Source organism: Ramlibacter sp. (assembly GCF_036676645.1).
In the GTDB taxonomy this organism is placed as follows: Bacteria; Pseudomonadota; Gammaproteobacteria; order Burkholderiales; family Burkholderiaceae_C; genus Ramlibacter.
Window position 1 is genome coordinate 18,528 of sequence record NZ_JAKFCM010000074.1, and the last position, 23,376, is coordinate 41,903.

Sequence of the window (23,376 nt, forward strand, 5' to 3'; positions counted from 1 at the left end):
GGCGCGGCGCGCCGCTCAGATCCGGCGCGTCGCCGGCGGGATCAGCGGCGACGGTGGCGGCCAGGCGGCCTGTTCGCCGGCACCCTCGGGCGCGGCGCCCCGGGCCCCGCGCTGCAGGACCTTCAGCGCCAGTCCTCTCGGGCAGCACAGGGCCATGGCAGCCGTCACCCACCAGCGCCGGCCCGCGATGGCGCGAAAGGCTTCGGCCAGCAGGGTGAGGGCGGCGCCGCGGTGCCCGGCCGCGATCGCTTCGCGCGCCATGTTCAGGCTGAGCTGGTCGGCCAGCACCAGCGCGGAGCGGCGCCGCCGCGGATCGAAGCCGGCCGACTGCACGCGCCGGCGCATCCGCCCTACCCAGGGCGGCAGGCGCCAGGGCCGGGGCGCATCGGACAGGCTGCCCCGCACGCAGGCCCGGTAGGCCGCCAACGGCGCGTGCACCAGCGCGATCGGCGTGCGCTCGGAAATGCGGAACCACAGCTCGAGGTCCTCGCCGAAGCTCTCGCCGGGCTGGAAGCACGGCTGCAACTGCTCCAGCAGCCGGCGCCGCACGGCGATCGAGCCGGTGAACAGCGTGGGCCCGCGCATCCAGTGTGCGGCCAGGTCGTCGATCAGCTCGACGCGGGGCGGCCCGGGCGGCACCGGCCAGCGCGGCGGCGGCGAGCCGGTCGGGTCGGTGAACTCGACGAAGCGGGTGGCCACGCAGTCCGCCTGCGGGCAGGCGCGTTGGGTGGCGCGCAGCACCGCCAGCAGCTGCGGGTGCTGCCAGTCGTCGGCATCGAGGAACAGCACCCACTCCCCGCGCGCCATGGCGATGGCGGCATTGCGGGCCGCGGACACGCCGGCGTTGCGCTGGCGCACGACGCGCACCCGCGGGTCGCCCAGGGTTTCGGCCCGTTCGGCGCCGCCGTCGGTGGAGCCGTCATCCAGCACCAGCAGTTCGAAGCGGCCGAAGGTCTGTGCCAGCACCGAGCCGAGCGAACTGCGAACGAAGGGCGCCTTGTTGTAGAGCGGCACCACCACCGAGAACGGAAGGGCCGAGGGATCCGCCTGCGGCGCCACCGCCGACGGATCTACAGGGAGTGGGTCGGTCGCCGCAGCGGCACGCGTCGTTCTCGTGGCTCCCATGCAGCCATTCTGGTCCGCAAAGGCTGAGGCTGCGATAGCCCATTAGGGCCTCGAGCGGCGGCGCGCTGCCGCGGCGCTCGTACGGCGGCAGCGCGCCGCGATCAGTTTGCGGGATTCAGGCGCCGGAGCCGGGTGCCGAGGTGCGCAGCGTGCCGGGCTGCACGCTGCCGACGCCGGGGCCGCCCACGCGCAGTTCGCCGCCTTCGACGAACACCCGGGTGCCGACGGCCACCGGCTCCGGGCGGCGGATGGTGCGCACGCTGCCGTCTTCCATGCGCACCTGCACGTCGTAGGCGACGGTGGAGCGCGCGCGCTTTTCCACTTCGTGGCCGGCCAGGCCGCCGCCGACGGCGCCGATCACGGTCATGACCTTCTTGCCGTTGCCGCCGCCGACCTGGTTGCCGAGCAGGCCACCGACCACGGCACCGCCGACCGCGCCGAGGCCACTGCCCTGGCCTTTTTCCTTCACCTCGTGCACGGCCTGCACCGTGCCGCAGGTGACGCAGATGGCGGCGCGGGTGGCCTGGACCGGCACCGGCTGCGGGTAGGCCGGGGCCTGGGCGACGACCTGCGGCTGCTGGACCGGCTGGCGATGCGCCGAGCCGCTGGCCTGCTGCACCACCGGCCTGGGCGGCGCCGGGCGCGCGACCTTGGCCGGCGCAGGAGCCGGTGCCGGCTGCGCCACCGGGGCGGCCGGCTGGGCCGCCGCCTGCAACTGGGCCGGCGCGACCTGTTGCTGGCCGGCGACCTGGGTGGGAGCGACCTGCGAAGCCGTCGCCAGTTGCGGCGGCTCGGGGCTGTCGAGGGAGCGCATCACCAGCGCGCCCCCCAGGGCCGCGGTGGCCAGGGCCAGCACGCCGAGCGCCACCCACATGGCTCGCGGCACCGCGGCCAGGGAACTGGACGGGGCGCTGGGTTGCGGGGCGGTGGGATTCAGGGCTGCAGTCATGGAAGGGCTCGCGGGTTGTTGGTCCGTTTATAACGGCCGAGCTTGGGCGCGAGCACGTCGGCTGTGTTGAACTTTGTGTCGCTTCGTGTCGGAGCCGCTAGCTGTCGAGCCAGCGCGCGATCGGTGCCCACTGCGCCAGGTCGCGCTCGACGCGCGCCGGCGACAGGTCGAACAGGGTCAGGCCGCGGGCCGCCAGGTGCACGTAGTTCTGGGTCGGGCGCAACTCGCCGACGACGGGCAGGCCCAGGCCCTTGACGAAGGCGCGCAGCTGGTCGGCCGCCAGCGTGCGGTTGTCGACGCGGGTGCCGACGATGCCGATCGGGAGCCCGCGCGTCTTGTGGTGTCCGGCCAACTCATCCAGGAAGGCGCGGGTGGCGAAGATGTCGAACACGCTGGGCGCCAGCGGCACGATCACCTTGCTGGCCGGCAGCAGCAGGTCGCGCAGTTCCTTGCCGTGCAGCCCGGCGGGCGTGTCGACCACGACGTGGGTGGTGCCCTTGGGCGGGCGCGCGACCTGGCCCTCGCCTATCTCCCAGCCCCGGATGGGGCGCGCCGAGGGCGGCCGCAGGTTCAGCCACAGCCGGCTGGACTGCTGGCGGTCGGCGTCGCCGAGCATGACCGGATGGCCCTGGCTGGCGAAATGGCCCGCGATGTGGGTGGCGAGGGTGGACTTCCCGACACCGCCCTTGGGATTGGCAACGACCACGACCGGCATGGGCACCTCCGAAAGGGAGCGGTCCGATCCGGCAGGGCCGCTTGCGCCCTATGTTAGCTGCACGGATGAGCCCGGGCCACCGACCGCGATCAGCCGGCGCCGAAGCCGTCCCAGGTCAACTTGAGCCCGGTCAGCAGCATGCCCAGGTAGACCAGCCGGTAGAACAGCAGCGGCCGGATGCGGTGTGCCAGCTTCACCCCGATCACGACCCCGACCGGCGCCAGCGGCAGCAGGACGACGGAGGTCGCCATGTTGCGCAGGTCCAGCAGGCCCAGCCAGGCGTAGGGGATCCACTTGCTCAGGTTGACGGCGAAGAAGAAGACCGCCATCGAGGCCGTGTAGACCGTGGGCGCCAGCCGCATCGGCAGCACGTAGGCATTCACCGGCGGGCCGCCGGCATGGGCGATGAAGCTGGTGAAGCCGGAGGTGGTGGTCAGCACCGCGCCCAGCCAGGCCGGCGGCGCCGGGCTGTCCTTGCGCGGGGGGAAGAAGACCCGCTGGGCCAGGAACACCAGCGTGAAGAGGCCCACGATGCCGGCCACCAGGCGCGCGTCGAGCAGCTTGAACAGCACGGTGCCGACCCCCGTGCCGAGCAGGCCGAAGGGCAGCAGGAAGCGGATCAGCTTCCAGTCGAAGTGCCCGCGCCAGGCGCGCAGGCCCAGCACGTCCATCACGAACAGCAGCGGCATCAGGATGGCCGCGGCCTGCGGCACGGTGACCGACATCGCCATCAGCGGCACGGCGAGCGAGCCGAAGCCCGCGCCGAAGCCGCTCTTGCTGATCCCCAGCAGCAGGACCGCGGGAATCGCGACCGCGTAGAAACCGGCGTCGGTGATCAGCGGGAAGTTCAAACCCGCTCGAGGATCACCGCGATGCCCTGCCCGACCCCGATGCACATGGTGCACAGCGCGTAGCGCCCGCCGCTGCGGTGCAGCTGGTTCACCGCGGTGGTGGCCAGGCGCGCGCCCGACGCGCCGAGGGGGTGGCCCAGCGCGATGGCACCGCCGTTCGGGTTGACGCGCGGGTCGTCGTCGCGCAGCCCGAGTTGCCGCAGCACCGCCAGGCCCTGGGCGGCGAAGGCCTCGTTCAGCTCGATCACGTCGATCTGCTCCAGCTTCAGCCCGGTGAGCGCCAGCACCTTCTGCGTCGCCGGCGCCGGGCCCATGCCCATGATGCGCGGCGGCACGCCGGCGCTGGCCATGCCGACCACGCGGGCGCGCGGCGTGAGGCCGTGCCGGGCGGCCGTGCCTTCGTCGGCCAGCAGCAGGGCGCAGGCACCGTCGTTGACGCCGCTGGCGTTGCCGGCGGTCACGCTGCCGTCCGGCCGCACCACGCCCTTGAGCCTGGCGAGTGCCTCCATGGAGGTCTCGCGCGGGTGCTCGTCCTTCGCCACCACGACCGGCTCGCCCTTCTTCTGTGCAATGGTCACCGGGGTGATCTCGGCGTCGAAGAAGCCGGCCTTCTGCGCGGCCACCGCCTTGAGCTGGGAGGCCAGCGCCATGCGGTCCTGGGCCTCGCGCTCGATGCCGAATTCGGCCGCCACGTTCTCGGCCGTCTCCGGCATGGAGTCGATGCCGTAGCGCTCCTTCATCAGCCGGTTGACGAAGCGCCAGCCGATGGTGGTGTCGTACACCGCATTGGCGCGCGAGAACGCGGCCTCGGCCTTGGGCATCACGAACGGCGCCCGGCTCATGCTCTCCACGCCGCCGGCGATCACCAGCGAGGCTTCGCCGGCCTTGATGGCGCGCGCGGCGCTGCCGACCGCGTCCAGCCCCGAGCCGCACAGGCGGTTGAGGGTGGCGCCGGGCACTTCCACCGGCAAGCCGGCCAGCAGCGCGGCCATGCGGGCGACGTTGCGGTTGTCCTCGCCGGCCTGGTTGGCGCAGCCGTACAGCACGTCGTCGACCGCCTGCCAGTCGACCTTGGGATTGCGTGCCACCAGGGCCTTGATCGGCAGCGCGGCGAGGTCGTCGGTGCGCACCGGCGACAGGGCGCCGCCATAGCGGCCGAACGGGGTGCGGATGGCGTCGCAGATGAAGGCTTGCTGGCTCATGAATGCTCCGGAGGGCGCCGGCAGGTGCCGGCGCGAACGGGCGATTTTCGCCGACCCCCGCGGGTGTTAGCCTCGCCCCATGTTCAATCCCTCACAGCAGGACGTCCGGCGCTTCTTCTGCAGCGTCCACGCCAGGGCGCACGCCGGCCAGCCGCTGGATGCGCTGGAGACGCTGGCCAGCCAGTGGCTGCGGGAGCACCCGGAGTACGACCCCGACCTCGCGGACGCCGAGGCGGCGGTGGCCCGCGTCTACGACGGCAGCGACGGCCAGTCCAACCCCTTCCTGCACCTGTCCATGCACCTGTCGATCAGCGAGCAGTGCTCGATCGACCAGCCGCGCGGCATCCGCCAGGCCGTGGAGCTGCTGGCGGCGCGCCGCGGCTCGCTGCACGACGCCCACCACGAAGCCATGGAATGCCTGGGGCAGATGCTGTGGGAAAGCCAGCGCGCCGGCCGCCCGCCCGACGGCGACGACTACGTCGCCTGCGTGCAGCGGCGGGCGACCCGGGACTGAGCCCGGGCGGGAGGCCCGCCGGCGGCGCGACGTGTCATGGCGGCCGGCAACGGTGTCATTGCGGCCGGCAAGGGTGTCATTGCGGCCTTGAGCCGCAATCCATCACCCGGCGCCGGAACAGCGCACGACCGCATACCAGGGCCGGGAGATGGATCCCGGCGTTCGCCGGGATGACATGCAGTTGTCGGCGCCGCATGCAGTCGTCGGCGCCGCATGCAGTTGTCGGCGCCGCGGGTGTCAGTGCGGCCGGCGGCCAGTCCTACTTGAACCGGCTTTCCGGCACCGTCTCCAGCTCGCCCTGCAGGCTGCCGATGTAGTCGGCCATGGCCCGGAGTTCGGCGTTGCTGAACTGCTTGGCGATGCCGCCCATGATGGCATTGCCCCGGCCCACCAGGCCCGAAGGATCGGCCTTGTACGACTTCAGCGCCACGAACAGGTAGTCCTTGTGCTGGCCCGCGATCTTGGGGTAGTTGGGCGCGATCGGCTTGGAGAAGTTGGCGCCGTGGCAGGAGACGCAGGCCGCCTTCTGCAGCAGGGCCGCCACCTGCGGGCTGGGCTCGCGGCTCGGCTTCTCGGCCACCGGCTCGTTGGTGCCGAGGCCGGCGTAGTAGGCCGCGACGTCCTTCATGTCCTGCTCGGACAGCGACTCGGCGATGCTGCGCATGGTCGGGTGCCGGCGCTCACCGGTCTTGTAGGCAGCCAGCGCGGCCTCGATGTAGGCGGCGCCCTGGCCGGCGATCATCGGGACCTTGTGCACTTCGGGGAAGCTGGCCTGGTAGCCGGGGATGTTGTGGCAACCCAGGCACATGGCGATCTTGGCCTGCAGGGCCGCCGGGCTGGCGGACGCTGCCGCCGCCGGCGCGGCAGCCGCGCCCGGCGCCGACGCGGCCTGCGCGTGTGCAAACCCGGTCGCAGAAGCGACAACGAGGGCCATGAGCGTGGTCAACAACTGATTCATTTTGAGCGCACAATCGAAGAGCGTCTGATCCAGATCAACGGACGATTATAGGGGTCACCTCAACAGCCCCGATGATTCCCCTCCTATGAAGTTCCAAGGCTCACAGAACTACGTCGCCACGCAGGATTTGATGCTGGCGGTCAATGCATCCATCACGCTCAAGCGGCCGCTGCTGGTCAAGGGCGAGCCGGGCACCGGCAAGACCATGCTGGCCGAGGAGGTGGCGCAGGCGCTGGGCATGCCGCTGCTGCAATGGCACATCAAGTCCACCACCAAGGCGCAGCAGGGCCTGTACGAGTACGACGCGGTCTCGCGCCTGCGCGATTCGCAGCTCGGTGACGAAAAGGTCAGGGACATCCACAACTACATCGTCAAGGGCGTGCTGTGGCAGGCCTTCAGCGCCGACCAGCCGGTCGCGTTGCTGATCGACGAGATCGACAAGGCCGACATCGAATTCCCCAACGACCTGCTGCGCGAGCTGGACCGGATGGAGTTCTACGTCTACGAGACGCGCGAGCTGGTCAGGGCGAAGCACCGGCCGCTGGTGTTCATCACCTCCAACAACGAGAAGGAGCTGCCCGACGCCTTCCTGCGCCGCTGCTTCTTCCACTACATCAAGTTCCCCGACGCCGACACGATGAAGAAGATCGTGGAGGTGCACTTCCCCGGCCTGAAGCAGGAGCTGCTGTCGGCCGCGATGAAGACCTTCTACGACGTGCGCAACCTGCCGGGCCTGAAGAAGAAGCCCAGCACCTCGGAGCTGCTCGACTGGCTCAAGCTGCTGGTGGCCGAGGACATCCCGCCCGAGGCGCTGCACGCCAAGGACGACAAGGTCGCCGTGCCCCCGCTGGTGGGCGCGCTGCTCAAGAACGAGCAGGACGTGACGCTGTTCGAGAAACTGGTCTTCATGCAGCGGCACAACCGATAGTGGCCCACCCCGAAGCGCCTGTGGCGCCTCCCGCCGAGGGGCGCCACCAGCGGCCCGGCAAAGCCGGTTCCGCGGTGGCGCCGGACCAGGCGCCGCGCTTTTAGTCGTTTGCGCGCCAGGAGGCGCACCGTGGAAACTTGAGATGCGCAAGCCCGAGCCCGTCAGCCTCGAAGGCCGCCGCGTGCGGCTGGTGCCGATGGCGCGCGAACACGCGCAGGCGCTGGCCGCCGCTGCGCGCGACGGCGAGCTGTGGAAGCTGCGCGTCACGTCGGTGCCGGCGCCCGGCGAGGAGGCGGCATACGTCGAGACCGCCCTCGCCGGCCAGGCCGCCGGCCACATGCTGCCGTTCGTTGTGCTGGACGCCGCGGGCGAGGTAGTCGGCAGCACCCGCTACCACGACATCGTGCCCGCGGTGGAGCGCCTGGAGATCGGCTACACCTGGTACGCCGCCCGCTGCCAGCGCACCCACGTCAACACCAGCTGCAAGCTGCTGCTGATGACGCATGCCTTCGAGGCGCTGGGCGCGCGGCTGGTGGGCTGGCGCACCGACAACGACAACTTCGCCAGCCAGCGCGCGATCGAGCGCCTGGGCGCCCGCAAGGACGGCGTGCTGCGCCACCATGCGTTGCGGCGCGACGGCACCGTTCGTGATACGGTCATGTACAGCCTCGCGGCCGGCGAGTGGCCGCAGGTCAAGGCCCACCTGCAGTACCAGCTGGAGCGCCCGCGCGCCTGAGCCGGAGGTCCCCGATGCTGATCGACTTCTTCTACACCCTGCGCAGCGCCAAGCTGCCCGTGTCCGTCAAGGAATACCTGGTCCTGCTCGAAGCGCTGAAGGAAGGCGTGGTCGGCCCGACCAGCGAGGACGGCTACTCGGTCGACGACTTCTACTACCTGGCGCGCACCACGCTGGTCAAGGACGAGAAGCACTACGACAAGTTCGACCGCGCCTTCGCCGCCTACTTCAAGGGCGTGGAGCTGCTGGCCGACTTCACCCGGGACGTCCCGCTGGAGTGGCTGCGCAAGAACCTGGAGCTCGAGCTGTCGCCGGAGGACAAGGCGAAGATCGAGAAGATGGGCTGGGACGAGCTCATGGAGACGCTGAAGAAGCGCTTCGAGGAGCAGAAGGAGCGCCACGAGGGCGGCAGCAAGTGGATCGGCACCGGTGGCACCTCGCCGTTCGGCGCCTACGGCTTCAACCCGCAGGGCATCCGCATCGGCCAGGACAAGGGCCGCAACCGCAGTGCCGTGAAGGTCTGGGACCAGCGCGCCTACAAGGACTACGACGACAGCCAGGAACTGGGCACGCGCAACATCAAGGTCGCGTTGCGCCGGCTGCGCAAGTTCGCGCGCGAAGGAGCCGAGGAGGAACTGGACCTGGACGACACCATCCGGTCCACCGCGGCCAACGCCGGCTGGCTGGACATCAAGATGGTGCCGGAGCGGCACAACAACGTGAAGGTGCTGCTGCTGATGGACGTGGGCGGCACCATGGACGAGCACATCCACCGCGTCGAGGAGCTGTTCTCGGCGGCCAAGGCCGAGTTCAAGCACCTGGAGTTCTATTACTTCCACAACTGCGTCTACGACTTCATGTGGAAGAACAACCGCCGCCGCTTCTCGGAGAAGTTCCCGACCTGGGACATCATCCGCAAGTACAACAAGGACTACAAGCTGGTCTTCGTGGGCGACGCCACCATGAGCCCGTACGAGATCCTGCAGCCGGGCGGCAGCGTCGAATACAACAACGAGGAAGCCGGCGCCGAGTGGCTGCAGCGCCTGACCAGCGCCTTCCCCAAGTTCGCCTGGATCAACCCCGAGCCGCAGGGCGTGTGGCAGTACCGCCAGAGCATCTCGGTCATCCAGCAGCTGATGAACCGGCGCATGTACCCGCTGACGATCAACGGCCTCGAAGAAGCCATGCGCCTGCTGTCCAAGTGACTTCGCGAACGCAGTGAGCGAAGTCATCCCCGCGAGCGCAGCGAAAGCAGGGATCCAGGCTTCCTTGCGCAGCGAGCGAAGTCTCCCCGCGAAGGCGGGGATCCGATTCTCCGCCCCCTGGCGCCCCCGGCAGGAATCGAACCTGCATCTAGCGCTTAGGAGGCGCTCGTTCTATCCATTGAACTACGGCGGCGACGGCGCGCCATTGTAGGCGCGCCGTCGCCGCCGTCGGGCTTTACCTCCCCGCGGTGGCGTCCTACAGACAGGCCGGCGTCGGCCGATAAGCTGTGTGGCAGCCGACATCCGAGGCAGGCCGGGTCCCCCAACAAGAACAACCTCGTGCCCGCGCCGCCCTCAGGACGCACCAGCAAGACAAACGAGACAGAGAGGATCTCCATGACTTCCGCGGATTACCGCATCGAGAGCAGTTCCCCCATCGCGAGCTGCCTGCTTCCCGTGTCCGGCGCCCAGCAGTATTTCGTCAGCGACCGCGCCCTGGCGGTCACGGTCGCTGCCAAGAGCACCACCCGTCCGGGTGGCCAGGAGATCCGCGTGGTGCACGTGCCCACCGGCGAAATCGTCTTCCGCAAACAGAGCCGCAAACGCGCCGAGGGGCCGGACGAAGCCTGACTCCGGGCGGGCCGCCGCCCGCTCACTTCCCAAGCTGACCGGTTGCGTTGCAGGCGCCGCTCAGCGCGAGCGCAGCGCCCGGCTGAGCAGGATCACCGGCAGCAGCCCCACCAGCACCAGCGCCAGCGACGGCAGCGCCGCCTCGCCCAGGCGCTCGTCGCGGGCCAGCTGGTAGGCCACCACCGCCAGCGTGTCGCTGTTGAAGGGCCGCAGCAGCAGCGTGGCCGGCAGTTCCTTCATCACGTCGACGAACACCAGCAGCGCCGCGGCGGCCGCCGAGCGCCGCAACAGCGGCCAGTGCACCCGCGCCAGCAGCGCCAGCCGGCCGGTGCCCAGCATGCGCGCCGAGTCGTCGAAGCTGGCCGGGATGCGCGCATAGCCGCTCTGCATCGACTGCAGCGCCACCGACATGAAGCGCACCAGGTAGGCCCAGACGATGCCCAGCGCCGTGCCGGTCACCCAGTAGACGGTGGGCGTGTCGGGCGCGGTCCGCTGCAGCCAGCCCACCGGCAGCAGCAGCCCCACCACGATCACGGCACCGGGGATCGCGTAGCCCAGCCCGGCCAGCCGGACCACGCCGCGCGTCACCGCGTCGCCGCTGCGGCGCAGGCTGTAGGCCAGCAGCATGGCGATGGCGACGGCCAGCACCGCGCTGATCCCGCCCAGCCGCACGCTGTTGCCGGCCCATAGCAGGAAGCGGTCCCACGGCAGCGCCGACCAGTCGGCCAGCAGCGGCCGCAGCATGAACAGCACCGGCAGCACGAAGCCCATGAGCACCGGCAGCGAACAGACGGCGATGGCGGCCCCGGCGCGCCGCCCCGCCAGCGGCACCGGCTGCGCCTCGCCCGAGCCGGCGCGGCCGCCGCGCGCGGCGGAAAAGCGCATGCGCCGCTGGGCCCGGTGCTCCAGCGCCAGCAGGACGACGACCACGAGCAGCAGGGTGGTCGAGAGCTGGGCCGCGGCGACGCGGTTGTCCATGGCCAGCCAGGCCTTGTAGATGCCGGTGGTGAAGGTCGTGATGCCGAAATAGCTGGCCACGCCGAAATCGGCCAGGGTCTCCATCAGCGCCAGCGCGACTCCGGCGGCGACCGCCGGGCGCGCCAGCGGCAGCGCCACCCGCAGCACCCGCGTGCGCAGCGGCGCACCGAGCAGGCGCGCCGCCTCCATCAGCTGGGTGGCGCGCTCGGCCAGCGCGGTGCGCGCCAGCAGGTAGACGTAGGGGTAGAGCGTGAAGACGAACACCACCGTGGCGCCCGTGACGTTGCGGATTTCCGGGAACACCCGGCCTTCCAGCCCGAAGCTGGCGCGCAGCCAGGACTGCAGCGGTCCGCTGAACTGCAGGAAGTCGGTGTACGCATAGGCCACCACGTACGAAGGCACCGCCAGCGGCAGCAGCAGCGCCCACTCGAAGAACCGGCGCCCGGGGAAGTCGAACAGGGTGACCGCGGCCGCCGAGGCCATGCCGACCACGGCCACCCCCGCGCCCACGGCGACGCACAGTCCCAGGCTGGTGAAGGTGTAGCCGGGCAGCACCGTGTCCGCCATCTCGCGCAGGATGGCGGCGCTCTGGGCGTCCCACTGCAGCCAGGAGCCGACCACGGCCGCCACGGGCAGCACGATCAGGGTGGCCAGGCCGAGCAGCAGGAAATCTTGCAGCCGCGCGAAGGTCATGGATGGGATTGGGCGGGCGCCGCCCCCGGCCGCGCTTGATCTGCACCAACGCAAATGAGAATTGTACTCATCTAAAATCGGGCTCATGCACGTCGAACTGTCGCGAGTGAGCGTCCGGTACCGCGGCCAGGAAAGGCCCGCCGTGGACGAGGTCTCGCTCGGGCTGCCCGACGGGGGCATCGGCGTGCTGATCGGGCCGTCCGGCTGCGGCAAGACCACCCTGCTGCGCGCGGTCGCCGGCCTGGAGCGGGCCAGCGGCGGCGAGATCCGCCTGTCCGGCCAGGTGGTCGAGAGTCCGCAGGTGCACCTCGCGCCGGAGGCGCGCCGCATCGGCATGGTGTTCCAGGACTACGCGCTGTTCCCGCACCTGGACGTGGGCCGCAACGTCGGCTTCGGCCTGGGCGGCCTGCCGCGCGCGGCGCGCGCGCCGCGCGTCGCCGAGGTGCTGGCGCTGGTGGGCCTGGCCGGGATCGAGCGGCGCATGCCGCACGAGCTGTCGGGCGGCCAGCAGCAGCGCGTGGCGCTGGCCCGCGCGCTGGCGCCCAGGCCCCAGCTGCTGCTGCTGGACGAGCCCTTCTCCAACCTGGACGTCGAGCTGCGCGAGCGGCTGGCGCACGAGATCCGCGGCATCCTGAAGGCGGCGCGCACCACGGCGCTGTTCGTCACCCACGACCAGCTGGAGGCCTTCGCCATCGGCGACACGATCGGCGTGATGCACCAGGGCCGGCTGCACCAGTGGGACGATGCGTACACGCTGTACCACCGCCCGGCCACGCGTTTCGTGGCCGACTTCATCGGCCATGGCGTGTTCGCCCCGGCGACGCTGCGCGAGGTCGGCGGCCAGGTGGTGGTCGACACCCCGCTGGGCTCGCTGACCGACGTGGCCGAGTGCCCGCTGCCCACCGCCTTCGGCGCCGGCCTGTGCGAGGTGCTGCTGCGCGCCGACGACATCGTGCACGACGACCATGCCCCGGTGAAGGCGCAGATCCTGCGCAAGGCCTTCCGCGGCTCGGAATTCCTCTACACCCTGCGGCTGCGCAGCGGCGAGACCGTACTGGCCCACGTGCCCAGCCACCACGACCACAAGGTCGGCGAGTGGATCGGCATCCGTGCCGAGGTGGACCACGTGGTCACCTTCGAGCGCGGCTCCGGCGCGGGCGCGCCGCCCATGCCCTACGCGTCCTGACGCAGGCGCTGCACGGCGGCGCGCAGGTCCGCGGCCCACGCGCGGCGGTCGCGGCTGCCGGCGTGCTGGGGGGCACCGAAGGCCACCACCGCGGTGATCGGCGGCCCCGACAGCGTGCGCCAGAGCGATGCGACCAGGCTGTCGTCGCCGATGTAGCAGGGCGACAGGCTCATGCGCCCGCTGTGGGTCTCGATGAACTGCAGCGCCACCGGCTGGGCCGGACTGTGCGCCGAGATCGCGGCCTGCACCAGGTTGGCATGGAAGGGCAGCAGGTCGATGCCGTCGCTGGTGGTGCCCTCCGGGAACACCGCCAGGATGTCGCCCGACTGCAGGCTGGCGGCCATGTGGTGCACCACCCGCATGGCGTCGCGGCGCGACTCGCGCTCGATGTACAGCGTGCCGGCGCCGGTGGCCAGCGCGCCGACCAGCGGCCAGCGCTTCACCTCGGCCTTGGACACGAAGCGGCAGTGGCGCGCGGCGTGCAGCACCAGGATGTCGAGCCAGGAGATGTGGTTGGACACCAGCAGCACGGGGCCGCGCAGCGGCGGCTGGCCGCGCACCTGCAGCGCGATGCCTAGCACCTGCAGCATGCGACGGGCCCAGGCCTGCACCCGCTGGTGGCGCTGCTCCTCGGACAGCCGCGCAAAAACGAAGCGGATGGTCGCCAGCCCGCGCAGCGCATGCAGCAGCGCCCGCAGCAGCCGCCACGCGGCGCGCAGCGATCCCATCGTCAGTCGGTTGCGACCGGGCCGGCATCCCAGGCGACCTGGCCGGCGGCGATGGTCCAGCGCACCCGTCCCGGCAGCTCGTGGCCGGAGAAGGGCGTGTACTTGCCCTGGCTGCGCAGCGCGCCGGGCTCGACCGTCCAGTGCACCTGCGGATCGAACACGCACAGGTCGGCCACGCCGCCTTCGGCGAGCCGGCCGCAGCTGGCCTGCAGCGTGCCCAGCGCCGGCCCGAGCACGCGCGCCGGCTCGCTGCTCAGCACCGCCAGGGCGCGGGCCAGGCCGACGCCGCTTTCCTGCCCCCACTGGAGCGCCAGCGACAGCAGCAGCTCCAGCCCGGTGGCGCCCGGCTCCGCTTCCGCGAAGGGCAGCGTCTTGGCGTCCTCGTCCACCGGCGTGTGGTCGGACACCACCGCATCGATCGTGCCGTCGGCTAGGCCCTCGCGCAGCGCGTCGCGGTCGCGCAGCTGGCGCAGCGGCGGCGACAGCCGCATGCGGCTGTCGAAATAGCCGATGTCGGCGTCGGTCAGGTGCAGCGAGTTGATGCTCACGTCGCAGGTGACCGGCAGTGCCTGGTCCCTGGCCTGCCGCACCAGTTCGACGCCGGCCGCGCTGCTGATGCGGCACAGGTGCACCCGGGCGCCAGTGGCCTTGACCAGCTCGAAGATCGTGTGCAGCGCGATCGTCTCGGCCGCCACCGGCACGCCGGGCAGCCCCAGCCGCGTCGCCAGCGGCCCGCTGGCGGCCACGCCCTTGCCCAGGTGCAGCTCCTGCGGGCGCAGCCAGACCGTGTAGCCGAAGGTCGCTGCGTACTGCAGCGCGCGCTGCAGTACCTGGGTGTTGGCAAGGCTCACCTCGGCCTGGCTGAAGCCGACGCAGCCGGCTTCGGTCAGTTCGGCCATCTCGGTCAGCACCTCGCCCGCCAGCCCGCGCGTCAGCGCCCCGAGCGGGAACACGCGCGCCTGGTGCAGCTTCTCGGCGCGCATGCGCAGCATCTCCACCAGCCCGGGCTCGTCCAGCACCGGGTCGGTGTCGGGCGGGCAGACCAGGCTGGTGACGCCGCCGGCCACGGCCGCGGCCATCTCCGACTCCAGCATGCCCTCGTGCTCGTGGCCGGGCTCGCGCAGCCGCACCGCCAGGTCCACCAGCCCGGGCGCCACGATGCAGCCGCGCGCGTCGAGGACCCGGCTCGGGCTGAAGCCGGCCGGCGTGCCGCCGATCGCGACGATGCGCCCCGCCGCCAGCGCGACGTCGGCGATCTCGTCGCGGTTGCTGGCCGGGTCGATCACCCGGCCGTTCCTGATCAGGATCTTCATCTTGTTCCGCTCAAGCTTCGTTCCCCGCCACGATGCTCATGACGGCCATGCGCACCGCGATGCCAAAAGTGACCTGCGGCAGGATCACGCTCTGGCGGCCATCGACCACGGCGGAGTCGATCTCCACGCCGCGGTTGATCGGCCCCGGGTGCATCACGATCGCGTCCGGCTTGGCCAGCCGCAGCTTCTCGGGCGTGAGGCCGAAGCTCTTGAAGAACTCCTGCGACGAGGGCAGCAGCGCGCCGCTCATGCGCTCGTTCTGCAGCCGCAGCATGATCACCACGTCGCAGTCGCGGATGCCCTCCTCCAGCGTGTGGCACACCCGCACGCCCATCGGCGCCATGTCGCCCGGCACCAGCGTCTTGGGGCCGACCACCCGCACCTCGGCGCAGCCCAGCGTGTTGAGCGCGTGGATGTCCGAGCGCGCCACCCGCGAATGCAGCACGTCGCCGACGATCGCCACCGTCAGGTTGGAGAAGTCCTTCTTGTAGTGGCGGATGGTGTACATGTCGAGCAGCCCCTGGGTCGGGTGCGCGTGCCGCCCGTCGCCGGCGTTGATCACGTGCACGTGCGGTGCCACGTGCTGGGCGATCAGGTAGGGCGCGCCCGACTCGCCGTGCCGCACCACGAACAGGTCGGCCGCCATCGCCGACAGGTTGGCGATGGTGTCCAGCAGCGACTCGCCCTTGCTGGCCGAGGAGCGGGCAATGTCCAGGTTGATCACGTCGGCCGAGAGGCGCGTCGCCGCGATCTCGAAGGTGGTGCGGGTGCGCGTGCTGTTCTCGAAGAACAGGTTGAACACGCTCTTGCCGCGCAGCAGCGGCACCTTCTTGACCTCGCGGTCGCTGACGCCGACGAACTTCTGCGCGGTGTCCAGGATGTGGGTCACGATCTCGCGCGGCAGCCCTTCCACCGACAGCAGGTGGATCAGCTCGCCGTTGCGGTTCAACTGCGGATTGCGTCGGTACGGCATCAATTCACCTGGAAGCTGAAGCGGCCCTGGTCGTCGCGCGCGAGCTGCAGCGACTGGTCCCCGGGCAGGGCCACGCGGGCGGCGGCGAAGTCGGCCTGCACCGGCAGCTCGCGGCCGCCGCGATCCACCAGCACGGCCAGCTTCACGCTGGCCGGCCGGCCGTAGTCGAACAGCTCGTTGAGCACGGCGCGCAGCGTGCGCCCGGTGTACAGCACGTCGTCGAGCAGCACGATGTGCGCGCCCTCGACGTCGAACGGCAGCGAGGTCTGCGCCCCGGAGGCGGACAGGCCGCGCTGCGCGAAGTCGTCGCGGTGCATGGAAGAAGAGATGGTGCCGGCCTCCCCATGGAGCCCCAGGTCCTGCTGCAGGCGCTGCGCCAGCCAGGCGCCGCCGGAGGTGATGCCCACCAGCCGCCCGGCCGGGCCGCGCAGCGCCGGCACGCCGCGCAGCAGCTCGCGGTACAGCGCCTCGGCGTCCAGCCGCAAATCGCTCATTCGATGCTCCTCAGGAATTGCTCCAGGATGACGCAGGCCGCACCGGCATCGGCGTCGGCGGCGCCGGCCGCCAGCGCCTCGGTGGTGCTGTAACGCTCGTCGACCTCGTACACGTCCAGCCGGGCGCGGGCCGCCAGCTGGCGGCCGAACCGGCGCGCCCGGGCCGTATTTTCGTGCGGCGTGCCGTCGGGGTGGAACGGCACGCCCACGACCAGGGCATCGGGTTGCCACTGGCGCACCCGTTGCTCGGCGGCGTCCAGGCGGGCCCGCCCCTCGGCGCGGATGGTGGGCTGCGGCGTGGCGCTGCGCAGCAGGCGATTGCCCACGGCGACGCCGGTGCGGCGCACCCCGTAGTCGAAAGCAAGAAAAGTGGTGAAGTGGCGGGGAACGTCGGGGCGCGGCGGCACGCTCATGCGTGACCGGCCTCGGGCGACAGCATCCAGGCCTGCAGGCCCAGCAGCGACAGCGCCTTGTCGTAGCGCTGCTCGACCGGCGTGTCGAAGATCACCTGCGGGTCGGCGGCGACGGTCAGCCAGCTGTTCTCGGCCAGTTCCGATTCGAGTTGGCCCTCGCCCCAGGCCGAGTAGCCGAGCGAGACCAGCACCTTGCGCGGCCCGGCGCCGGTGGACATGGCCTCGAGCACGTCCTTGGAGGTGGTCATCTCCAGCCCGCCGGGGATGGTCATGGTGGATGCGTACACCGGTTCGTCGGGCTGGGCCTGGTCGGCCAGCACGGCCTCGTGCAGCACGAAACCGCGCTCGGTCTGCACCGGGCCGCCCTGGAACACCGGCGCGCCGGCCAGGTCGTCGCGCGTGAGCGGCAGGTCGACTTTCTCGAACAGGTTCTTCAGCTTGATGTCGCTGGGCTTGTTGATCACCAGCCCCAGCGCGCCGCGCGAGCTGTGCTCGCACAGGTAGACCACGCTGCCGGCGAACGACTCGTCCTCCAGCCCCGGCATCGCGATCAGGAAGTGATGCGTCAGGTTCATGGGCGTGGCTTCGGCCGGCATGGCCGGATTCTAGCCAAGGGGGGCCCGCGCGGGCACCCGGCTGGGCGAAATCTCCCGCCTGCCGACGCCGCTCAGGCCGGTGCCGCCGCCGTCGCTGCCGTGCAGTAGTGCCTGACCAGGCTGAGCAGTTCCTCTTCCGAGTACGGCTTGCCCAGGTAGTGGTTGACGCCCAGCTCGCGGGCGTGCTCGCGGTGCTTTTCGGCGATGCGCGAGGTGATCATCACGATCGGCAGGCTGGCCCAGCGCGCATCGGAGCGGATGTTGCGCGCCAGGTCGAAGCCGTCCATGCGCGGCATCTCGATGTCGGACAGCACCACCGCCGGCCGCTCCTCGGCCAGCCGCTCGAGCGCCTGCAGGCCGTCGGCGGCCAGCGCCACCCGGTAGCCCTCGCGCTGCAGCAGCCGCTGCGTCACCCGGCGCACCGTGATCGAGTCGTCCACCACCAGCACCAGCGGGACCTGCGGCGCGGCCGGCACCAGCTCGGCCACCGCCGCGGCGCCGCCGGCCTGCTCCAGGACTTCGGGCTGGGCCCGGTCGGCGCTCAGGCGGCGGGCCTGCTCGCCGTAGACCGCCGAGAGCGCCACCGGGTTGTAGATCAGGACCACGGCGCCGGAGGCCAGCACCGTCATGCCGGCCAGGCCGGGCAGGCGGGCCAGCTGCGGCCCCAGGTTCTTCACCACGACTTCCTGGTTGCCCAGCACTTCGTCCACGTGCACGGCCACCCGCTGAGCCGCGCTGCGGAAGACCACCACCGGCAGCGTCCGCGCCTGGGGCTCGTTGCTGCGCGCCGAGGACTGCAGCAGCGCACCCGACCAGAAGAACGGGACCGGCTCGCCGGCCAGCTCGTAGCTGCCGCTGTTGTAGGCCTGCTGGATCTCCTTGGCACTGGCGCGGCGCACGATTTCCACCAGGTTGGCCGGCACGCCGACCGACAGGCTGCCGCTGCGCACCATGACCACCTGCGTCACCGCCGTGGTCAGGGGCAGCACCAGCTTGAAGCGGGTGCCCTGGCCGCGGGCGGTGCTGGTTTCGATGCGGCCGCCGAGCGCATTCACTTCGGAGCGCACCACGTCCATGCCGATGCCGCGGCCGGCCAGCTCGGTCACCTGGGCGGCGGTGGAGAAACCGGGCATGAAGATCAGGTTGGCGGCCTCGGCATCGCTCAGCTGCTGCGCGGGCGAGACCAGGCCTTGCTGCAGCGCCTTGTCGCGGATGCGTGCCAGGTCCAGGCCGGCGCCATCGTCGCGGAACTCCACCGACACGTCGTTGCCTTCCTGGCGCACGTCGATCACGATCGTGCCGGCGGCATCCTTGCCGGCCGCCTGGCGCGCTTCGGTGGCCTCGATGCCGTGGGCCACGCAGTTGCGCAGCAGGTGCTCGAAGGCCGGCGTCATGCGATCGAGCACGCCGCGGTCCATCTCGATGGAGCCGCCGGTGATGTCCAGCTTGACCTGCTTGCCGGTTTCCTTGGACGCCAGGCGCACCACGCGGTACAGGCGGTCGGAGATGCCGTCGAACTCCATCATGCGCGTGCGCAGCAGGTCGCGTTGCAGCTCGCGGGTCTGGCGGGCCTGCGCGATCAGGTCGTCTTCGGTGGCCTCCACCGTGCGCTGCAGGTTGCGCTGCACGGTGGCCACGTCGTTGACCGACTCGGCCATCATGCGGGTGAGCTCCTGCACCCGCGTGAAGCGGTCGAATTCCAGCGGGTCGAAGCCGGCCGAGTCCTTGGCCTGCGCCAGCCGCGACTGCATCTGCGTCTCGGCCTGCAGTTCGATGTCGCGCAACTGCGTGCGCAGCCGGTCGAGGTTGCCGGTGAGGTCGTGCAACGAGCCGCGCAGGTTGCGCAGCTCGTTTTCCAGGCGCGAACGGGTGATGATCACCTCGCCGGCCTGGTTCATCAGGCGGTCCAGCAGTTGCGAGCGCACGCGCACGGCCTGGCCGGCGGCGGCACGCTGCGGCGCCAGCTGGGTGGTGACCGGGGCCGCCAGCACGGCGCGGCTGGGACTGGGCGCGGCGGCCGTGGCAGCCTCGCCTTGCTGCTGGACGGGTGGCGCCGCGCCGTCCGGCGCTTCCGCTGGCGTTGCACCGGCAGGCTCCCCGGCGCCGGCACGCAGCGCGTCGAAGCGCGCCTGCAGGCTGTCGAAGCGGTGCAGCAGCGGTTCCAGCTCGGCCGGCGCGGCCTCGGCGGCGACGGCTTCGACGCTGGACTCCATCCGGTGGGCCAGTTCGCCCAGCCGCAGCGCGCCGGCCAGGCGGGCGCTGCCCTTGAGCGTGTGCAAGGCGCGCAGCACCTCGTCGCGGCCGGCGCGCTGGCCGTGCTGCGCCCACTGGCGCAGGGCGGCGCCCATGCGCGGCAGCAATTCGAGCGCTTCGTCCTCGAAGATCGGGAACAGGTCGGGGTCGATGGCGTCGGCGACGTCGAAGTCTTCCTCGCCCTCGCCCTCGAAGCGCTGCGGCGTGACGGCGGGCGCGGTGGCTGGCAGCGGTTCCGGCCGCGCCACCGGCGCCTGGGCGGCGGGCGCCGCGGCGACCGGCGCCATGGACTCGTCGAACCCGAGGTCGTCGTCCAGCCCCAGCCGGCCGCTGTCGGGCAGGTCGGTGCGGCGCGGGACGTCCAGTTGTTCCAGCGCGGCAAGCGCCTCGATGACGGCGGGATCGGCCTCCTTCAGGAACCCGGCCGCGAACTGGTGCAGCAGCCGGCGGATCTCGGCGGTCGCCCGCACGAAGGTGCGGCCATGCTGCTGGGTGCCCCAGGCCAGCATCTGCGCACGCTGCAGCGCGTTTTCCAGCGCGCGCGCGACTTCGGACAGGGCCTCGAAGCCGACCGTGGCGGAACTGCCGCCCAGCGCATGCGCCAGGCCGACCACCGCGTCGGGAACCGGCTCGCCGACCTGCAGCGCCCATTCGCCCAGGTCGTGTTCGAGCCGGCGCGACCACTCGTCGGCCTCGTTCAGGTAGACGTTGTAGAGCGGGATGCCGATGCGCAGCGTCCCTATCACCTTGGTCTGGTCGTCCAGCGGCATGGCGGCCGAGTCCGCCGCGAGTTCGCCCTCCGGTGGGGCTTCGGGCGGCGGGTCGGACGCGGTGACTTCGATCACTTCCACGTCGGCGGCGTCGAGCCCGGCGGGCCACTCCGCAGCGGCCGTTTCGGGCGCCGGCTCGGCCGCAGCGGCTTCGGCGAACGCAGCCTCGCCCGGCTGGGGTTCGGCCGGCGTCGGCGCGCCATCGGCCGGTGCCGGTCCAGGCGCAGCTTCGACCTCCGGGGCCACCGGCCAGTCGAAGACCGGCAGCGCATCGATCGCGTCGGTCGATGCCACCGGTGCCGGCGCGGGGCCGGACAGGTCGGCCAGGCTGGCGAAGTCGATCGCTTCGATCTCGGCCGGGGCCCCCGGGGGACGGGCGGGCTCGGCCGGCGGGGCGGCCTCGCCGAGGTCCAGTTCGAAGTCGGCCGGCAACTCGGGCTCGACCGGCTCCTGTGGCGGCGGCGTGACCCGCACATGGAGCGTCTGCGTGGTGGCAAACCGTGGATCGTCGGCGATCTCCGGCGGCACCTCGGGCGCCGCGGTGTCGAGCCCGGACTCCCATCCGGAAGCAGGCGTGCGTGGCGGCGTTCCGGTCGCGGGAGGCGCACTCGGCGGCAGCTCGATGGCCGGCAGCTCGATGGCCGGCAGCTCGAAGCGCAACTCCGCCAGCTCGGGCACCCCGGGCAGCTCGGGGAGCATCGCCTCGGCAGCGGCGGCAAGGTCCGGTGCATCGAATTCGAAGGCGGCGGGCGCCGGCTCCGCAGCCGGTGCCGGCGGCAAGGCCGTTTCGATGCTTCCGGCCGCCGCGGGGGCACCGGGGAGGGTCAGGGCCAGCAGGCGCCCTTCGGTGCGCAGCGCATCGGCCGGGCCGCGGAACAGGGCCGACTTCCAGGTGGCATCGCTGCGCGCGGCAATGTCGTCGATCCAGCGGCCGAAGCCGCGCAAGGCCTCGGCCGAGAGCGTGCGCAGGTCGTCCGAGGCCGGTTTCTGGTCGGCCAGCCAGGTGTTGAGCACCTGCTCCATCGCCCAGCCGGCTTCGCCGAATTCGTTCAGGCCCACCATGCGCGAGCTGCCCTTGAGCGTGTGGAAGGCCCGCCGCAGGGTGGTGAGCTCGCCGAGGTCGCCCGGGTTGGCCGCCAGCACCTCGATGGCCGCCAGCCCATTGCCGACCACCTCGCGCGCTTCCTCCAGGAAGATCTCGCGCAGTTCGCCGTCGTCCTCGTCCTCGGCCGGTGCGGCCGGAGCCGTTGGCCGCGCGGCCGCCGCCTGGGCAACGGCGGGGCCGGTCGCCGGCGCGGGTGCCGGTGCCGGTGACCCGGAGGCAACCCCGGATGCCGGGGCGGCGGGCGCGGCCGCCCGCGGTTCGGCGGCGGAAGCGTGGACCGATGCCGGATCCGGCGCGGCCGCGGCCGTGCGCCCCATCAGGGGCCGCAACTCGCCGTTGGCTTCGTCGTAGACGAACAGCTTCTTGGCCAGCGCCGGCTGGTAGTTGAGCATGTCGATCAGGAAGCCGAGCGCGCCCAGGTTGTTGCCCAGCCGGTCGAAGGTGCCGGCCTTGTGCGCCATCGCCTCGTCGACTTCGGCGAGGATGATCTCCTCCACCGCCTCGCGCATGCGGGCCACCGCGTGGCCGGCCTGGTCCAGGCCCAGTACGGACAGCACGCCGCGCATCTGCAGCAGGTGGCTGGGGGCGTTGGCGAGCGGCGCCTTGTCCTGCGGGTTGCGGAAGAAGGCATCGAGCAGCTTTTCCAGCTCGGCCAGGGTGCCGCGCAACTCGCCCACCACGCTGCCCATCGTCTGGCGGTCGCTGACGCGGCGGTACAGCTCCTCCATCCAGGTCTCCAGGGCCGGAGCCTGCCCTCCCTGCCGGACCTGCTGCAAGCGCTCGGCCAGGCGCGCCGTGCGCCGCTCGAGCTGGGAGTCGGTCGGATCCAGGTCCTGGAAGGCCGCTTCCAGGTACAGCACGGCGGTGGCCACTTCCATCGCCAGTTCGGGTTGCGGCGCGCGGCCCGAGCGTGCCACCGCCTCGACGCAGGTGACCAGGGCCTGCGCCAGCGGCGCGCTGGGCGGGTGCAGCCGGGTGAGCACCTCGCCGAGCTGGCCGAACGGATCGGCGACGGACTTGAGCTTGCCGAGGTCGCCGCCGGAAACGGCCGACCAGCTTTCCTTGGCGGCGCCGATGCGCTTGCGCACCTGGCCCAGCAGCAGGGGATCGAAGCGGCCGAACTTCGCCGTGTGGTAGTCGACCGGCGTGTAGCGGGCCAGGCCCCAGGCGCTGCGCACCGCGGCCAGCGCGGGCGCCTGCGCCTCGGCGGGCGGCACCGCCTGCGCGCAGTAGAACAGCAGGTCCTGCGCCAGCCGGTCGGACACGCCCGGGTCCCCCTTGGCCAGCGTGGCGTACTGCAGCAGCACGCGCGAGCCGCCCCGCTTGACGTAGACATCGGCCGGCAGCAGGCCGAGCGCCATCGCCTCGAAGTAGCCGGCGCACAGCTTCCAGAAGATGCGCGGCTGCCGCTCGTCCTGCCCGGCGGCCAGGCCCAGGCCGATGTCGGCCAACTCGCGCGCGGCCGTGGCGTCGGCCGCCTTGACGATGCGCAGCACGGCCTGGTCCATGCGCGCGCGCACCGCCGGGTCGTAGACCAGCCGGGCGGGCGGCGCCGGGGATTGCGGCTCCTGCCAGCGCCAGTCGATCACCCACAGGTCGGCCGGGTGCACGCGATCGCCGCCGGCCAGCTCCTGCACCTCCCTGTACTGCGGGAACAGGGCCACCGGCGAAAGCGGCTTGCCGAGCAGCACGGCCTCGAGGTATTCGGTGAGCGCGAAGCCGGCGCGCTCGACCTTGGCGGCGGCGGCCTCGCTGCACAGCTCGGGCCGCTCGACGAACTTCTGCACCGCGGCTTCCATGGCGCGCAGGATCAGCGCCGGGGCGGCCAGGCCCACCATCTCGAGCGCGCCGACCGCCTGGTGCAGTTGCTGGCGGGCGATGCGCAGCTGGCCGTCGTCGACCGAGGCCATGTCCTGGCCGCGCGCCAGCGCCGCGTCGCGCACGAAGCGCCGCAGGGCCGCGGACGCGGACTCGAGCGACTTGCGCAGCTCGTCGAGCACCCAGGCCAGCGGCCCGAGGTCATGGGTCGACAGGTCGATGTCGGTTGCTGCTTGCATGCTC

At 71.7% G+C, this 23,376-nt stretch carries 20 protein-coding genes and 1 tRNA gene; 6 read left to right on the plus strand and 15 right to left on the minus strand.

The features are described from left to right. Nucleotides 1–15 precede the first annotated feature (15 nt). From V6M57_RS11100 to pcaF, 5 genes are all read right to left on the minus strand, one after another. On the minus strand, nt 16–1,125 hold the full coding sequence (locus tag V6M57_RS11100) for a glycosyltransferase family 2 protein (protein ID WP_332815055.1): 1,110 nt from the start codon (nt 1,123–1,125) through the stop codon (nt 16–18). Between the two features lie 115 nt (nt 1,126–1,240). Beyond that, nucleotides 1,241–2,074, minus strand: a complete 834-nt coding sequence (locus tag V6M57_RS11105; protein ID WP_332815056.1) for a glycine zipper 2TM domain-containing protein — start codon at nt 2,072–2,074, stop codon at nt 1,241–1,243. 97 nt (nt 2,075–2,171) lie between these two features. Beyond that, nucleotides 2,172–2,789 (minus strand): ParA family protein, encoded by a 618-nt coding sequence (locus V6M57_RS11110; protein WP_332815057.1) that lies wholly within the window; start codon nt 2,787–2,789, stop codon nt 2,172–2,174. Between the two features lie 89 nt (nt 2,790–2,878). Next, nucleotides 2,879–3,640 (minus strand): sulfite exporter TauE/SafE family protein, encoded by a 762-nt coding sequence (locus V6M57_RS11115; protein WP_332815058.1) that lies wholly within the window; start codon nt 3,638–3,640, stop codon nt 2,879–2,881. Beyond that, the gene (pcaF, locus tag V6M57_RS11120) at nt 3,637–4,842 is read right to left on the minus strand and encodes a 3-oxoadipyl-CoA thiolase (RefSeq protein WP_332815059.1); all 1,206 of its coding nucleotides are present in this window, start codon (nt 4,840–4,842) and stop codon (nt 3,637–3,639) included. The genes V6M57_RS11115 and pcaF overlap by 4 nt, the downstream gene beginning before the upstream one ends. A gap of 79 nt (nt 4,843–4,921) precedes the next feature. On the opposite strand from pcaF, the gene V6M57_RS11125 reads away from it, so the two are divergent. Next, entirely contained in the window at nt 4,922–5,356 is a 435-nt protein-coding gene (locus V6M57_RS11125) for a DUF1841 family protein (protein ID WP_332815060.1), read from the plus strand. Between the two features lie 259 nt (nt 5,357–5,615). On the opposite strand, the gene V6M57_RS11130 is transcribed toward V6M57_RS11125, so the two are convergent. Next, the gene (locus V6M57_RS11130) at nt 5,616–6,314 is read right to left on the minus strand and encodes a c-type cytochrome (RefSeq protein WP_332815061.1); all 699 of its coding nucleotides are present in this window, start codon (nt 6,312–6,314) and stop codon (nt 5,616–5,618) included. 85 nt (nt 6,315–6,399) lie between these two features. Between V6M57_RS11130 and V6M57_RS11135 the strand changes: the two genes are divergently transcribed. The 3 genes from V6M57_RS11135 (at nt 6,400) to V6M57_RS11145 (ending at nt 9,183) form a co-directional block, all read left to right on the plus strand. After that, the gene (locus tag V6M57_RS11135; protein ID WP_332815062.1) at nt 6,400–7,242 is read left to right on the plus strand and encodes an AAA family ATPase; all 843 of its coding nucleotides are present in this window, start codon (nt 6,400–6,402) and stop codon (nt 7,240–7,242) included. Nucleotides 7,243–7,384: 142 nt separating this feature from the next. Continuing rightward, the gene (locus V6M57_RS11140; RefSeq protein ID WP_332815063.1) at nt 7,385–7,978 is read left to right on the plus strand and encodes a GNAT family N-acetyltransferase; all 594 of its coding nucleotides are present in this window, start codon (nt 7,385–7,387) and stop codon (nt 7,976–7,978) included. Between the two features lie 14 nt (nt 7,979–7,992). Next, nucleotides 7,993–9,183 carry a vWA domain-containing protein gene (locus tag V6M57_RS11145; RefSeq protein WP_332815064.1) on the plus strand — a complete coding sequence of 397 codons (1,191 nt, stop codon included), beginning with the start codon at nt 7,993–7,995 and terminating at the stop codon, nt 9,181–9,183. 118 nt (nt 9,184–9,301) lie between these two features. On the opposite strand, the gene V6M57_RS11150 is transcribed toward V6M57_RS11145, so the two are convergent. Further along, nucleotides 9,302–9,376 (minus strand) — tRNA-Arg (locus tag V6M57_RS11150). A gap of 203 nt (nt 9,377–9,579) precedes the next feature. Between V6M57_RS11150 and V6M57_RS11155 the strand changes: the two genes are divergently transcribed. Beyond that, a complete protein-coding gene (locus V6M57_RS11155; RefSeq protein ID WP_332815065.1) occupies nt 9,580–9,813 on the plus strand; it encodes a hypothetical protein in 234 nt (77 codons plus the stop codon). Between the two features lie 60 nt (nt 9,814–9,873). On the opposite strand, the gene V6M57_RS11160 is transcribed toward V6M57_RS11155, so the two are convergent. Continuing rightward, nucleotides 9,874–11,484 carry an ABC transporter permease gene (locus V6M57_RS11160; RefSeq protein WP_332815066.1) on the minus strand — a complete coding sequence of 537 codons (1,611 nt, stop codon included), beginning with the start codon at nt 11,482–11,484 and terminating at the stop codon, nt 9,874–9,876. Nucleotides 11,485–11,569: 85 nt separating this feature from the next. On the opposite strand from V6M57_RS11160, the gene V6M57_RS11165 reads away from it, so the two are divergent. After that, a complete protein-coding gene (locus tag V6M57_RS11165) occupies nt 11,570–12,670 on the plus strand; it encodes an ABC transporter ATP-binding protein (protein ID WP_332815067.1) in 1,101 nt (366 codons plus the stop codon). Here V6M57_RS11165 and V6M57_RS11170 read toward each other — a convergent pair. The 7 genes from V6M57_RS11170 to V6M57_RS11200 form a co-directional block, all read right to left on the minus strand. After that, the gene (locus V6M57_RS11170; RefSeq protein ID WP_332815068.1) at nt 12,658–13,398 is read right to left on the minus strand and encodes a lysophospholipid acyltransferase family protein; all 741 of its coding nucleotides are present in this window, start codon (nt 13,396–13,398) and stop codon (nt 12,658–12,660) included. The genes V6M57_RS11165 and V6M57_RS11170 overlap by 13 nt on opposite strands. Nucleotides 13,399–13,400: 2 nt before the next feature. Then, a complete protein-coding gene (locus tag V6M57_RS11175) occupies nt 13,401–14,711 on the minus strand; it encodes a dihydroorotase (RefSeq protein WP_332815069.1) in 1,311 nt (436 codons plus the stop codon). A 10-nt stretch (nt 14,712–14,721) separates the two neighbouring features. Beyond that, nucleotides 14,722–15,684, minus strand: a complete 963-nt coding sequence (locus tag V6M57_RS11180; protein ID WP_332815070.1) for an aspartate carbamoyltransferase catalytic subunit — start codon at nt 15,682–15,684, stop codon at nt 14,722–14,724. Beyond that, nucleotides 15,684–16,178, minus strand: coding sequence for a bifunctional pyr operon transcriptional regulator/uracil phosphoribosyltransferase PyrR (gene pyrR, locus V6M57_RS11185; protein WP_332815071.1), 495 nt, complete (start codon nt 16,176–16,178; stop codon nt 15,684–15,686). Before pyrR ends, V6M57_RS11180 begins: the two co-directional genes overlap by 1 nt. Then, a complete protein-coding gene (gene ruvX / locus V6M57_RS11190; protein WP_332815072.1) occupies nt 16,175–16,591 on the minus strand; it encodes a Holliday junction resolvase RuvX in 417 nt (138 codons plus the stop codon). The genes pyrR and ruvX overlap by 4 nt, the downstream gene beginning before the upstream one ends. Next, the gene (locus V6M57_RS11195; protein WP_332815073.1) at nt 16,588–17,187 is read right to left on the minus strand and encodes a YqgE/AlgH family protein; all 600 of its coding nucleotides are present in this window, start codon (nt 17,185–17,187) and stop codon (nt 16,588–16,590) included. Before V6M57_RS11195 ends, ruvX begins: the two co-directional genes overlap by 4 nt. A 71-nt stretch (nt 17,188–17,258) precedes the next feature. Beyond that, the gene (locus V6M57_RS11200; RefSeq protein ID WP_332815074.1) at nt 17,259–23,372 is read right to left on the minus strand and encodes a hybrid sensor histidine kinase/response regulator; all 6,114 of its coding nucleotides are present in this window, start codon (nt 23,370–23,372) and stop codon (nt 17,259–17,261) included. Nucleotides 23,373–23,376 lie beyond the last annotated feature (4 nt).